The 12,853-nt window shown below is 61.1% G+C and carries 10 protein-coding genes and 1 tRNA gene; 2 read left to right on the top strand and 9 right to left on the bottom strand.

The genetic code is table 11. The annotated features are described in order from the left end of the window. The first annotated feature begins 27 nt into the window (after positions 1-27). Positions 28-807: a ferredoxin-NADP reductase gene (gene fpr / locus KGB07_RS22220; protein ID WP_008054100.1), complete on the top strand. Its 780-nt coding sequence runs from the start codon at positions 28-30 to the stop codon at positions 805-807. A gap of 181 nt (positions 808-988) precedes the next feature. Here the strand turns inward: fpr and tsaA are convergent, their stop codons facing one another. From tsaA to rimO, 6 genes are all read right to left on the bottom strand, one after another. Further along, positions 989-1,687 carry a tRNA (N6-threonylcarbamoyladenosine(37)-N6)-methyltransferase TrmO gene (tsaA, locus tag KGB07_RS22215; RefSeq protein ID WP_046041184.1) on the bottom strand — a complete coding sequence of 233 codons (699 nt, stop codon included), beginning with the start codon at positions 1,685-1,687 and terminating at the stop codon, positions 989-991. 200 nt (positions 1,688-1,887) lie between these two features. Continuing rightward, positions 1,888-2,658, bottom strand: a complete 771-nt coding sequence (locus KGB07_RS22210) for an SDR family oxidoreductase (protein ID WP_008054102.1) — start codon at positions 2,656-2,658, stop codon at positions 1,888-1,890. Between the two features lie 135 nt (positions 2,659-2,793). Further along, complete coding sequence (locus KGB07_RS22205) at positions 2,794-3,264, bottom strand: DUF1456 family protein (RefSeq protein ID WP_046041186.1); 471 nt, start codon at positions 3,262-3,264, stop codon at positions 2,794-2,796. Positions 3,265-3,339: 75 nt separating this feature from the next. Then, positions 3,340-4,050 (bottom strand): rRNA pseudouridine synthase, encoded by a 711-nt coding sequence (locus tag KGB07_RS22200; RefSeq protein ID WP_223466556.1) that lies wholly within the window; start codon positions 4,048-4,050, stop codon positions 3,340-3,342. Positions 4,051-4,239: 189 nt separating this feature from the next. Next, positions 4,240-4,713: a GNAT family N-acetyltransferase gene (locus KGB07_RS22195; protein ID WP_046041188.1), complete on the bottom strand. Its 474-nt coding sequence runs from the start codon at positions 4,711-4,713 to the stop codon at positions 4,240-4,242. Positions 4,714-4,825: 112 nt separating this feature from the next. Continuing rightward, a complete protein-coding gene (rimO, locus tag KGB07_RS22190; protein WP_034146797.1) occupies positions 4,826-6,163 on the bottom strand; it encodes a 30S ribosomal protein S12 methylthiotransferase RimO in 1,338 nt (445 codons plus the stop codon). 293 nt (positions 6,164-6,456) lie between these two features. Between rimO and KGB07_RS22185 the strand changes: the two genes are divergently transcribed. Continuing rightward, the gene (locus KGB07_RS22185) at positions 6,457-8,358 is read left to right on the top strand and encodes a potassium transporter Kup (protein WP_046041189.1); all 1,902 of its coding nucleotides are present in this window, start codon (positions 6,457-6,459) and stop codon (positions 8,356-8,358) included. 191 nt (positions 8,359-8,549) lie between these two features. Here KGB07_RS22185 and KGB07_RS22180 read toward each other — a convergent pair whose 3' ends face one another. The 3 genes from KGB07_RS22180 to KGB07_RS22170 all read right to left on the bottom strand — a co-directional run bounded on the left by KGB07_RS22180 (position 8,550) and on the right by KGB07_RS22170 (position 12,843). Then, complete coding sequence (locus tag KGB07_RS22180) at positions 8,550-9,845, bottom strand: virulence factor family protein (protein WP_046041190.1); 1,296 nt, start codon at positions 9,843-9,845, stop codon at positions 8,550-8,552. Then, on the bottom strand, positions 9,845-12,487 hold the full coding sequence (gene mprF / locus KGB07_RS22175; protein ID WP_223466554.1) for a bifunctional lysylphosphatidylglycerol flippase/synthetase MprF: 2,643 nt from the start codon (positions 12,485-12,487) through the stop codon (positions 9,845-9,847). Before mprF ends, KGB07_RS22180 begins: the two co-directional genes overlap by 1 nt. Positions 12,488-12,766: 279 nt before the next feature. Beyond that, positions 12,767-12,843 (bottom strand) — tRNA-Met (locus tag KGB07_RS22170). Positions 12,844-12,853: the final 10 nt, after the last annotated feature.

The raw sequence follows: 12,853 nt of genomic DNA, 5'->3' as shown, positions 1-12,853 counted from the left end.
AGACAAATCTCCAGGAGTCCCACGTACATGAGCAACATGAACCACGAGCGTGTCCTCAGTGTTCATCACTGGAACGACACTCTGTTCAGCTTCAAGTGCACCCGTGATCCGGGCCTGCGCTTCGAGAACGGTCAGTTCGTGATGATCGGCCTGCAACAGCCCAACGGCCGCCCGCTTATGCGCGCTTACTCGATTGCCAGCCCGAACTGGGAAGAGCATCTCGAGTTCTTCAGCATCAAGGTGCCTGATGGTCCGCTGACTTCGCAGTTGCAGCATCTGAAGGAAGGCGACGAGATCATCATCAGCAAGAAGCCTACCGGCACGCTGGTACTGGATGACTTGAAGCCTGGCAAACATTTGTACCTGCTCAGCACCGGTACCGGCCTGGCGCCGTTCATGAGCGTCATCCAGGACCCGGAAACCTACGAGCGTTTCGAAAAAGTGATCCTGTGCCACGGCGTGCGTTACGTCAACGAAGTCGCTTACCGCGAGTTCATCACCGAGCACCTGCCGCAGAACGAGTTCTTCGGCGACGCGCTGCGTGACAAGTTGATCTACTACCCGACCGTGACCCGTGAGCCGTTCGAGAACGAAGGTCGCCTGACCGACCTGATGCGCAGCGGCAAGCTGTTCAGCGACATCGGTCTGCCACCGATCAACCCGCAGGACGACCGCGCCATGCTGTGCGGCAGCCCGAGCATGCTCGACGAGACCAGCGAAGTGCTGAACAGCTTCGGCCTGAAGGTTTCGCCGCGGATGCGCGAGCCGGGTGATTACCTGATCGAGCGTGCGTTCGTCGAAAAGTGACCGCAGGTCACGTGTAGGAACGAGCTTGCTCGCGATGGTCGTCGACGATAACGCGTGTTTACCGGTTAAACGCGGTGTATTCGAGTTCATCGCTGGCAAGCCAGCTCCTACAGTTGCTGCGTAGCACAAAGAAAGCCCGCGTGACCTGAGAAGGTGACGCGGGCTTTCTTGTTTCCGGGGTTCAGGTTTTCGCGGGAATGACTTCCAGCACGCGGATCAGCTCCGGTGTCGGATAGTGCCAGCGCACATCGACATCCCAGAACTGCGCGCCGTACTCCCGCTCCGGTGCAGGCGTTTGATAGGCCGGGCGTGGATCTTGCGCCAGGCATTGCTCGATCAACTCGACCAAGGGCTCTGCAAGGCGCTGGGCATGCTCGTGAGCCTGTTGCAGTGCTGTGTCCATCCACTGCACGGGAATCAGCTGTGGCGCAGCGCTGGCGATGCTGTTGGTGGCTGTATCGATGATGTCGGCGTAGGGCACGTAGGGTTTGATATCGAGAATCGGCGTGCCATCCAACAGATCGATGCCCGAGATCCACAACCGGCCGGCTTCGACCTTGTCCAGTTTCACCACCGACTGCCCGATGCCATTGGGGCGGTGGGTGGCGCGGGTGGCGAACACGCCCATGGATTTATTCCCGCCGAGGCGAGGAGGGCGAACCTTCAAGCGAGGTTTTTCCTCCAGGGCCTGGTGGAACAGGAATAGCAGCCACACGTGACTGACCTGCTCCAGGCCTTGCACCGCGTCCCCTTGATCGAATGGCGCCACCAGTTCCAGCACGCCACGGGCAGCCGGGGCCAGTTGGGGTTGGCGCGGAATGGCGAACTTCTCCTTGAAGCAGGAGCGCACGAAGCCGATGGGGGAAACGCTGTAGGTCATGGTTTGGGGTCGAGGCGGAATTAAGGCCGGCATGATAACCCACACGGCCTTTGGCTCGGTGGCGCCTGTCAGTCCGTCATCGCGGGCAAGCCACGCTCCCACAGGTTTTGTGATGGACACAAATTTTGTGTGCGCTCGAGAGCCCTTTGGGAGCGGCGGTGCGGCGATCCGACTTGCTCGCGAAGGCCGCACCGCCGATTTCAGAGACTGAACCCGCCATCCAGCGGAATGATGTTCCCGGTCATATAGGCTCCAGCGGTACTTGCCAGGCTGATCGCCAGCGCCGCCATCTCCTCCTCGCGACCCCAACGCTTCATCGGGATCAGCGCCGTGTCCTGCGCCAGCGCCTGTTCATCGTTGCCGATGTGCTGGGTCATCTTGCTCGGAAACCGTCCCGGAGCGATCACGTTGACGTTGATGTGCTGGCTGACCAGTTCGCGCGCCAGAATCCTCGACAGTTGGTGCAACGCAGCCTTGCTCGGCCCGTAGGCATACGCCTGCTCGCCGAAGGAGGAAATCCCGGCCACCGATCCGATGTTGATGATCCGCGCCGGATTCGCTTCGGAGCCGGCCTTGCGCAGCAGGGGCAGGAACTGCTGGATGCAGTTGAACACCGAGGTCACGTTGAGCTGCATGACCTTCTCCCAGCCCTTGATCGGGTAGCTCTCCAGCGGTGCGCCCCAGGTGGTGCCGGCATTGTTTACCAGAATGTCCAGATGAGTGATCTGCTCGCCCAGGCGGGTGGCCAGTTGCAGGACGCCTTCTTCGGTGGCGAGGTTGGCCGCGATGGCGCGGCAGCGGCCAAGTGCACCGAGTTCGTCAGCGGTTTGCAGGCAGGCTTCGACGTCGCGGGCGCAGACGTACACGGTGGCACCCGCCTCGACATAGGCCTTGGCGATCATCTTGCCGATACCACGGGTGCCGCCGGTCACCAGGGCGGTGCGGCCTTGCAGGGAGAAGTAGGGATGCATGGCGAATCCTGAGAACTGAGGTCTTTACACCCTAGTCGTCAGCTGCCAGAAGTGGAGCCACTATTTTTGCGCGGAATGAGGGGACATATGGCCCGACCTTGAGCTGCATGCATGCAGCTCAAGGCCAGCGGGCGTTTACTGCGGGCGAACGCGCAGGGTCAGGCCCTTGAGGAAATTGCGCAGCAGCTGGTCGCCGCACGGGCGATAGTTGGTGTGGCCGAACTTGCGGAACAGTGCGCTCAGCTCAGGCTTGGACACCGGGAACTCGGCGGCCTTGAGGATCGCGTGCATGTCGTCTTCTTTCAGCTCGAACGCTACCCGCAGCTTTTTCAGGATGATGTTGTTGGTCACTGGCACTTCGATCGGCTGCGGCGGACGGCTTTCGTCCTTGCCGCGCTTGAAGATCACCAGGCCGTCGAGGAAATGCGCCATGACTTCGTCCGGGCAACGTACGAAGCCTTCCTCGTCTTCCTCTTTTTTGTCGAGGTAGGTCAGCAGGTCCGGCAGGGTCACGTCCAGGCCGCCGAGCTTGATGATCTCGATGACTTTCTTGTCGCTGATGTCGAGCATGTAGCGCACGCTGCGCAGTACGTCGTTATGAATCATGTGGGCAGTCCTGATATTCAGCTGTGGGCGTCGCGGCCAGGCGCGGCGCCGAAATGTGTGGCGGCGAGAAAAGCCTTAGAACTTCTCTTTGCCGGACAGGTAGCGCCATTGCCCCACCGGCACTTTGCCGATGGACACGCCGCCGATGCGGATGCGACGGATGGCGATGACCTTGAGGCCGACCGCCTGGCAAAGCAGGGCGATGATGCCCGGCTGCGGGTTCTTCATGGCAAAGCGCAGCCGGTTCTCGTTCTGCCAGCTGGCCTTGACCGCCGGCAACTCTTTGCCCTTGTAGGTCAGGCCGTGGTTCAAGCGGTTCAGGCCGTGGGCCACCATCTCGCCTTCAACTTCGACCACATACTCTTGCTCGATCTTGCTGGAGTCGGCGGTGAGTTTGCGCAGGATTTTCCAGTCCTGGGTGAACACCAGCAGCCCGCTGGCGTTGGCCTGCAGGTCGGTGCTGGCGGTCAGGCGCAGGAAGTGTCCGCGCAACGGGCGCTTGCCGTAACGGTGCTCTTCGCTCAGCGTCTCGGCGCCGAGGGTGGCCATGGCGGTGTCTGCGTCCATGCCGGCGGACACGTTGAGCAGCAGGGTCACAGGTTCCGGCGCGGTGGCCTTGGCTTCGGGATCAAGCTCGACTTTCTGGGTGTCGACCTTGAATTGCGGCTCGTCGATGACCACACCGTCGACGGTGACCCAGCCGCCCTCGATGAACAGCTCAGCCTCCCGACGGGAACAGCCGACGAGTTCGATGAGGCGTTTGGAGAGACGAATCGGGTCAGTCATGTCAGGGCCGTAACAAAAAGGGGGTGGGCATTGTACCTGCCTGGCGCCGGTTAATCCCGGTTCCATTTACGCTGTTTGGCTTTTGTGGGAGCGGGCTTGCTCGCGAAAGGGCCGGCAGACCCAACATAGATGTCGACTGACACACCGCTTTCGCGAGCAAGCCCGCTCCCACATTGGTCATGTGTTGTGTCAGCCATGTTGGGCGTGTTGTTGATCCTGACGCATCCGCATGTGCAACAACGGATACGGCTGCCCCATGCCATCGACCTCCGAGCGTCCAATCACCTCGAAGCCCTGTTTGAAGTAAAAGCCGAGGGCTTGGGGGTTCTGTTCGTTGACGTCCAGCTCATTGGCGTTCAGGTGTTCCAGGGCATAGCGCAGCAATTTCTTGCCCAGGCCCTGGCCGCGATGGTCGGGGGCGATGAAGAGCATTTCGATCTTGCCGGCCGCGACGCCGGCGAACCCGGTGATGCGCTGGCTCGAATCCTTGGTGCAGATCAGCATCACCGAGTCGAGGTAGCGGGTCAGCACCAGGTTTTTCAGCAGTTCGATGTAGCTGTCCGGCAGAAAGTCGTGGGTGGCGCGTACCGAGGCCTCCCAGACCCGGGTCAGTTCTTCGTAGTCGCCGAGTTTCGGCGTGTGGATGACCGAATGCTGCCGCATGCCCGTCTGCCTCTTATGCGTTGGTTGATAGGAATCCCTCCATGTGCAAACGATAGCCGTAAAAAAGCCCCGCATCTCGTCAAGAGAGCGGGGCTTTGCGTATTTTTTGCGTTTAGATCTGTTCAGCCCACAGGTCGTATTCGTCGGCGTCAGTCACTTTACACCAGACCTTGTCGCCCGGCTTGAGGTTGCTGCCGTTGTCGATGAATACGTTGCCGTCGATTTCCGGGGCATCGAAGAAGCAGCGGCCCACCGCGCCTTGCTCGTCGACTTCATCGACCAGCACTTCGATCTCGCGGCCGATGCGCATTTGCAGGCGCGCCGAGCTGATGGCCTGCTGGTGCGCCATGAAGCGGTCCCAACGGTCCTGCTTGACGTCGTCCGGGACGACTTCCAGGTCCAGGTCATTGGCCGGTGCGCCTTCTACCGGCGAGTACTGGAAGCAGCCGACGCGGTCGAGCTGGGCTTCGGTCAGCCAGTTCAGCAGGTACTGGAAGTCTTCTTCGGTCTCGCCCGGGAAGCCGACGATGAAGGTCGAACGGATGATCAGGTCCGGGCAGATTTCACGCCAGTTCTTGATACGGGCCAGGGTCTTGTCTTCGAAGGCCGGGCGTTTCATCGACTTCAGCACTTTCGGGCTGGCGTGCTGGAACGGGATGTCCAGGTACGGCAGGATCTTGCCGGCGGCCATCAACGGGATCAGCTCGTCAACGTGCGGGTACGGGTAAACGTAGTGCAGGCGAACCCAGACGCCGAGGGTGCTCAGGGCTTCGCAGAGTTCGGTCATGCGGGTTTTCACCGGCGCGCCGTTCCAGAAACCGGTGCGGTACTTCACGTCGACGCCATAGGCGCTGGTGTCCTGGGAGATCACCAACAGCTCTTTGACACCGGACTTGACCAGGCGCTGGGCCTCGTCGAGCACGTCGCCCACCGGACGGCTGACCAGTTTGCCGCGCATCGACGGGATGATGCAGAAGCTGCAGCTGTGGTTGCAGCCTTCGGAAATCTTCAGATAGGCATAGTGGCGCGGGGTCAGCTTGATGCCTTGTGGTGGCACCAGGTCGATCAGCGGGTTGTGGTCCTGGCGTGGCGGCACGACTTCGTGCACGGCGTTGACCACTTGCTCGTACTGCTGCGGACCGGTCACGGCCAGCACGCTCGGGTGTACGTTGCGAATGTTGCCTTCTTCGACGCCCATGCAGCCGGTCACGATGACCTTGCCGTTTTCCTTGATGGCTTCGCCGATCACTTCCAGGGACTCGGCCTTGGCCGAGTCGATGAAGCCGCACGTGTTGACTACCACGACGTCGGCGTCCTGGTAGGTGGACACCACGTCATAGCCTTCCATGCGCAGCTGGGTAAGGATGCGCTCGGAGTCGACCAGTGCTTTGGGGCAACCCAGGGATACGAAGCCAACCTTTGGATTGGCCGGCGCAGGAGTGGTGGACATGTCTAACCTCGGTATTTTGTGACGCCGCTTGCCGGGCAGGGCAAAACCGACGGACGGGCGCTTGAACTGCGCCTCTGATCAAAAAGTGCGCAATTCTAGCGATGAGTCGTTCACTTGACCAGCTTTATGCAGGGAAATACGACGAGTGCTGCGCTATGCTTCGCGCCGTTACGCTTTACTGATTTTTTACAGTCAACAAAACGTCTGTAACGTGAAGTAAAACAGCGCATGCTGCACGACAAAGCATAGTGCTTCTTTCAAAGAAGCCCGGGTCTGAGAAGTAGGAGTGGTGGATGGGTCAGGCAAGTAGTCAGGCTGCAGGTGCCGAGCATTCGGCGGTCAAGCCGATCGGCATGCTGGTCGCGGCAGTCGGGGTGGTTTATGGCGATATCGGCACCAGTCCGTTGTACACCCTCAAGGAAGTGTTTTCCGGAGGCTACGGCGTACCGGTCAACCATGATGGGGTGCTGGGGATTCTGGCACTCATTTTCTGGTCGCTGATCTGGGTCGTGTCGATCAAGTACATGATGTTTGTACTGCGCGCCGACAACCAGGGCGAAGGCGGGATCATGGCCTTGACCGCACTGGCCCGGCGGGCGGCGGCGGGGCACGCCAAGTTGCGCACGTTGCTGGTGGTCTGCGGACTGATCGGTGCGGCGTTGTTCTATGGCGACAGCATGATCACCCCGGCGATTTCCGTGCTGTCGGCGATTGAAGGCCTGGGGCTGGCCTTCGAAGGCATCGACCATTGGGTCGTGCCGCTGTCGCTGGTGGTGCTGGTCGCGCTGTTTCTGATCCAGCGTCACGGCACGGCGCGCATCGGCATTCTGTTCGGGCCGATCATGGTCACCTGGTTCCTTGTGCTGGGTGCATTGGGCGTCTATGGCATCAGCCAGCATCCAGAGGTCCTGGAAGCGATGAACCCGGTGTGGGGCGTGCGCTTCTTCATCGACCACCCGGGCATGGGCGTGACAATTCTCGGCGCTGTAGTACTGGCATTGACCGGTGCCGAAGCGCTGTACGCGGACATGGGCCACTTCGGGCGCAAGCCGATTGCTCGCGCTTGGTTTCTCCTGGTGCTGCCGGCGCTGGTGCTCAATTATTTTGGTCAAGGTGCCTTGTTGCTGGGTGACCCGGAAGCAGCCCGTAACCCGTTCTACCTGCTTGCACCCAGCTGGGCATTGATCCCGCTGGTCGGCTTGTCGACCCTGGCTACGGTGATTGCCTCGCAAGCGGTGATTTCCGGTGCGTTCTCCCTGACCCGTCAGGCGATCCAGCTCGGTTACATTCCGCGCATGCACATCCGGCACACCTCCAGTGCCGAACAGGGCCAGATCTACATCGGCGCGGTGAATTGGGCGCTGATGGTCGGCGTGGTGCTGTTGGTGCTGGGTTTCGAATCCTCCGGTGCCCTGGCCTCAGCCTACGGTGTGGCGGTGACCGGGACCATGCTGATGACCACCATCCTGGTGTCGGCCGTGATATTGCTGTTGTGGAAATGGCCACCGCTTTTCGCCGTTCCGCTGCTGCTCGGTTTTCTGCTGGTGGACGGCCTGTACTTTGCCGCCAACGTGCCGAAAATCGTCCAGGGCGGGGCTTTCCCGGTGATCGCCGGTATTGTGCTGTTTGTGTTGATGACTACCTGGAAGCGCGGCAAACAGTTGCTTGTCGAGCGCATCGATGAGGGTGGATTGCCGCTGCCGATCTTCATCAGCAGCATTGCCGTACAACCGCCCCATCGAGTTCAGGGCACCGCTGTGTTCCTGACAGCGCGGGCGGATGCCGTGCCCCATGCGTTGTTGCACAACCTGCTGCATAATCAAGTGTTGCACGAGCAAGTGGTGTTGCTGACGGTGGTGTACGAAGACATCCCGCGGGTGCCACTACAACGGCGCTTCGAGGTCGACTCCTACGGCGAAGGTTTCTTCCGCGTAATCCTGCATTTCGGATTCACCGATGAGCCGGATGTACCGCAGGCACTGAAACTGTGCCACCTCGATGAACTGGATTTCAGTCCGATGCGTACCACCTACTTCCTCAGCCGCGAGACGGTCATTGCCTCCAAGCTCGAAGGCATGGCCCGTTGGCGCGAAGGGTTGTTTGCCTTCATGTTGCAGAACGCCAACGGCAATTTGCGTTTCTTCAATCTGCCGTTAAACCGGGTGATTGAACTGGGGACGCAGGTGGAGATGTAAACCTCATCAAAAAGCCCCCGTTGCCATTGCGGCAGCGGGGGCTTTTTTGTGGTCAATGCATTTTCTGGAGCCAGTGAAGATCCCTTGTGGGAGCGAGCAAGCTCACTCCCACAAGGGGTTGCGTTGATTGGTCGAATGTAAAAAGCCCACGCTACCGTGAGGTAACGAGGGCTTTTTTCGGCTGGCTCAGATCACTCTGTAGCAGCCGTTTCCTTCGCCTGACGTTTCTCGATCACATCCACCAGGCGCTTGGCCAGCGCCGGGTAGTTCTCGTCGAAGTGGTGGCCGCCAGGCAGCTTGATGGCTTCGCCCACCGCCGTCTTGTCGGTGCAGCCACTCTCGTCGGTTTCTTCCTCGCCGTAGATGCACACCACTTTGGCGGCTGGCAGCTTGGCCATTTCCGGGCCGGTAGCGGCTTCCTTGCCGGCGTTGCCGAGCCAGCCTTCGACTTCGATCTCGAAGCTGCCGGTACGGGCGAAGGCCAGCAGGATAATGGCGTCGACGCGTTGCTGTTCCGATTCGGCCAGACGGTTGTAGATCGCCGGCAGTACGTCGGCGCCGAACGAATAGCCGGTCAGGATGAAGCGCTTGGTGCCCCATTTCTGCCGGTAGTGTTGCATCAGTTCGGCCAGGTCCAGCGCGCTTTGCTCGGGGCTCTTGTGCTGCCAGTAGTAGCGCAGGGTGTCGATACCAACCACTGGGTAGCCGATCTTGGCCATCTCGCCCGCCACGTCGCGGTCGAGGTCGCGCCAGCCGCCGTCACCGGACAGGAACAGGGTCACGGTGTCCCTGGCCTGGCCTGCCGGCACTTCGACCACCGGGATCTGCAGGCCGCCAGCGGCTTTGTCGCCACCGACGAGGATCTTGCGCAGTTCGTTGTTCAGCACTTGCGGCAGGTTGATGTCGTAGTCGCTGATGCTGGTCTCGGCGTTCGGTTGATCACGCACGAAGCCGGCACTGGTGTCGTCCGGGTTGTCGTTCCACGCCGCCAGCCAGTGGCCGTGGGCGGCGCTTTTCGGCAACAGGTGCGTGCAGCCACCCTTTTCCAGGGCCAGGTCGACCGAGACGGCGTAGGCCTTGTCGTCCTTTTGCTCGGACAACCAGCGCCAGGCCAGCACGGCGCCAGGGCCGATGCCGCTGACCAGGGTCGCCGGGCCTTTGAGTTCCCGCAGACCTGATTGCAGGGCGCGGCTTTGCAGCAGGCAGTCCTTTGGCAGGATCACCTGGACAATTTGTGCCGCGCCGCTACGGCTCAGGGTGATCAATTGCTTGTCGCTGAGTTTCTGGTCTTCGTTGACCGCCACCAGCACCTGGGCGCGTGGCGTGGTGCCGGGGATGACACGGGTCATCGCCGCACCATCGGCCGGGGTCAGCAATTCGAGGGTCGGTTCCGGTGCCGGGCGTTTCAGGTACCAGTAACCGCCACCGAGAATCAGGGCCACTATCACCAGTGTGCCCAATACATACCGCAAGGAGCGTTGAATCATCAGCGTTTCACCAATCCGGTCAAGCCGCCCGCGATCAGGGCGGCGGTGTCGGCCAGCGCAACCAGCGGATCGAGTCCGGCGGGCACGGCCATATAACGGGGTTCCCAATCAGGCTGGAACTTGTCTTTGAAGCGTCGCAAGCCCTGGAAGTTGTACAGCTGCTCACCGCGGCGGAATACCATCGAGCCCAGGCGCTGGGTCAATGGCGCGCCGCGACGGGGTTGCAACCCCGACAACGGCACCATGCCCAGGCTGAAACGCGCGTATCCATGGTTTTTATAATGTTGAATCAGGCCGACCATCATGAACTCCATGGTCAGCTTCGGGGCATCCGGGTGCGCGCGCATCAGATCAAGGCTGGCCAGGTCATGGCCGTAGGTCTCGAGCAGGTTGGCGAACGCCACCGGGCGACCTTCGAAACGAATCACCGCGATGCGGAAATGCTTGAGGTAGTCATCGCTGAAGCGGCCCAGCGAGAAGCCTTTCTCCCGGACGTTCTTGCCGGTCAGCCAGGCATCGGAAATCACCTTGAGCTCATCCATCGGCGCGTGGCCCGGCTCATGGATTTCCAGGGACAGGCCGTCACGGGTGCCACGGTTCCAGGTGTAGCGCAGGTCCTTCATCTCTTTGCCCTTGGCTTCGAGATCAAAACGCTTGAGATCGACCCGGGCTTCTTCGCCGAGCTTGATCGCGGTCAGGCCGATGTCCATGTAGTACGGCAGGTTCTCGGCGCGCACTTGATAGAACACGGGACGGGCGTGGTGGATGTCGCACAGGTCGCGGAACTGCCAGATCATTTCCGCCCGTTGCTGGCCCGGGCCGATCGGGTCATACAGCGCCACCAGGCTGCGGCCGCGACGGGCGTACATCAGGAACGCTTCGTCATTGGTGTGAAACAGCAGCGCCTTGTCACCGGTCAGGGCCAGGCCGCCATCCGGTTGAGCCGATGCCATGAGGATCTTGCTGGCGCGCTCCAGTTCATCGGGCGTGGGCAGGTGAATGACCGGACGTGCAGTGCGCAGCAGCCAGGTCAGGGACACCACCACCAGCAGCACAGCGGCGCCGAGCAGCGAGCGCAGGCCGCGAGGGGCGTCGGCGTCGAGGGTGAACTGCCACCAGAGTTGGTGGCTGTAGGGAACGTCCTGATAGGCGAACAGCAGCAACCAGATCGACGCTCCGAGCACGCACAGGCTGGCCACCAGGTACAGCGGCGAGAACGGTACTTCGGTCAGGCGGCTGGGGCGATAGAACGAGCGGCGGAATACCCCGAGCAGGCTCGCCGTCAGCACCATCAGGCTGGCTTCTTCCCAGTCGAAGCCTTTGAGCAGCGAGAGCAGGGCACCGACCAGCAGCAGAATGGTGGTCAGCATCCACGCGGCCGACAGCCGGCGACGCAGTCCTTGGGCCAGCAACAGGCAAAGCACGCCGACCAGGCTGGCACCGAAGTGCGAGGCATCGACCAGTCGATGGGGGATCAGAAAGCCGATGTGTTCCAGGCGGGTATCGATTTCCGGGGTGGCGCCGGAGAACAGCAGGACAACGCCGGACAGGAATACCAGCACCGCCAGTATCGGAGCCGCCAGGCCCGAGGCCGCGCGCAACGTCTGGCGTGTCTGGAACAGGCGCTGGCCTTCATTGATCAGCAACAGCAGGCAGGCCACCAGCAAGGGCAGGACCACGTAGATCAAGCGATAGAGCAGCAGGGCGGCCGCCAATGGCGCAGCGCCCAGGGTGTCGGAAAACGCCGCCAGCAATATTGCCTCGAACACCCCGACACCGCCCGGCACATGGCTGAGTACGCCAGCGGCCAGGGCCAGCAGGTAAACCAGAAGGAACGCGCCGAAGGGTGGTGTTTCCGGCAGCAGCAGATAGAGCACGGTCGCGGCGGCCGCTACGTCCAGGGCGGTGATGATCAATTGCAGGAATGTCAGGCGACGCCCGGGCAGGCGCAAGGTGCGACGCCCGACCCTGACCAGCAGGTTGTCCGGGTATGGCTGCTCCGGCAGCCGACGACGGTAGATACCGATGGCCAGCACCGAAAACAGCACGAGCACGGCGCTCGCCACCACGCCCAACAATGTCTCGGAGAGCCCCAGGGCGGTGGATGCGGCTGGCAGGTCGCTGAGCGTCGCCAGGGCAGCCAGCGGCGGCAGGGCGCAACCCAGCGAGAGGCTGGCGAACAACGTCATGCGGGCGACTTCAGCCGCTCCCAGGCCATGACGGGCATAGAGGCGATAGCGAACCGAACCGCCCGACAACATTGAAAGACCGATGGCGTTGCCGATGGCAAAGGCCGTGAAACCACCCAGCGCCAAAGTGCGCGGTGTCAGGCTCACCCCGGCATAGCGGCTGGCCGACCATTCGTAGCCGAGCAGAATGATGAAACCCACAACGGTTGCAGCCAGTGCGCCCATCAAGGCAGGTTTGGGAACGTCGAGGATTGAGTCGTGCAGCGCGTAAAGGTCGAGCTCGCTCAACAGGTGGCGACAGGCAATCAGCGCAATCGCGAACAATAGCAGGGTGACCGCCAGGCCAATGGGTTGACGGTATTTGCTCAATCGATCAAGCAGGCGCAAGCGCTCGGCATTGATCGGTTGTGTCGCTGTGACAGTGTCTTGTGAATCAGACGAGTTGGCGCGCATCAATCACCTCTTGGATTGTGCGCGACAGGATGGAGGTATCCAGCCAAGTTACCAATCCCTGTAGAAAAAAATAATCACAAATATTAACGCCTATCACCGGGCAACGGGGACGGCGCGTCATCAGTCGTGAAGGCTTCAGCCTGCAATAGAGCATAGTCTGAACCCGGCGCATGGGTGCTTCCCAAACGACTTGCTACACAGTGACAGGTCATTGTTGCGAAAGGACTTTTTCAACAGATACAAAAAAGGCCACTCTTTCGAGTAGCCTTTTTTGATGTTTGGTTGCGGGAGCCGGATTTGAACCGACGACCTTCGGGTTATGAGCCCGACGAGCTACCAGACTGCTCCATCCCGCGTCTGTGTGGC

The sequence above is a fragment of the Pseudomonas sp. GL-RE-26 genome (assembly GCF_019956275.1).
GTDB classification, from domain to species: domain Bacteria; phylum Pseudomonadota; class Gammaproteobacteria; order Pseudomonadales; family Pseudomonadaceae; genus Aquipseudomonas; species Aquipseudomonas grandcourensis.
The sequence above is the reverse complement of the archived record's forward strand: the minus strand, read 5'-3'. Positions and strand labels throughout refer to the sequence as shown.

Coding starts and splice junctions, on each gene's coding strand:
- tsaA (WP_046041184.1), bottom strand. CDS start 1,687: ATGACCTACAGCGTTTCCCCCATCGGCTTCGTGCGCTCCTGCTTCAAG.
- KGB07_RS22200 (WP_223466556.1), bottom strand. CDS start 4,050: ATGACTGACCCGATTCGTCTCTCCAAACGCCTCATCGAACTCGTCGGC.
- mprF (WP_223466554.1), bottom strand. CDS start 12,487: ATGCGCGCCAACTCGTCTGATTCACAAGACACTGTCACAGCGACACAA.
- fpr (WP_008054100.1), top strand. CDS start 28: ATGAGCAACATGAACCACGAGCGTGTCCTCAGTGTTCATCACTGGAAC.
- rimO (WP_034146797.1), bottom strand. CDS start 6,163: ATGTCCACCACTCCTGCGCCGGCCAATCCAAAGGTTGGCTTCGTATCC.
- KGB07_RS22205 (WP_046041186.1), bottom strand. CDS start 3,264: ATGATTCATAACGACGTACTGCGCAGCGTGCGCTACATGCTCGACATC.
- KGB07_RS22185 (WP_046041189.1), top strand. CDS start 6,457: ATGGGTCAGGCAAGTAGTCAGGCTGCAGGTGCCGAGCATTCGGCGGTC.
- KGB07_RS22210 (WP_008054102.1), bottom strand. CDS start 2,658: ATGCATCCCTACTTCTCCCTGCAAGGCCGCACCGCCCTGGTGACCGGC.
- KGB07_RS22180 (WP_046041190.1), bottom strand. CDS start 9,845: ATGATTCAACGCTCCTTGCGGTATGTATTGGGCACACTGGTGATAGTG.
- KGB07_RS22195 (WP_046041188.1), bottom strand. CDS start 4,713: ATGCGGCAGCATTCGGTCATCCACACGCCGAAACTCGGCGACTACGAA.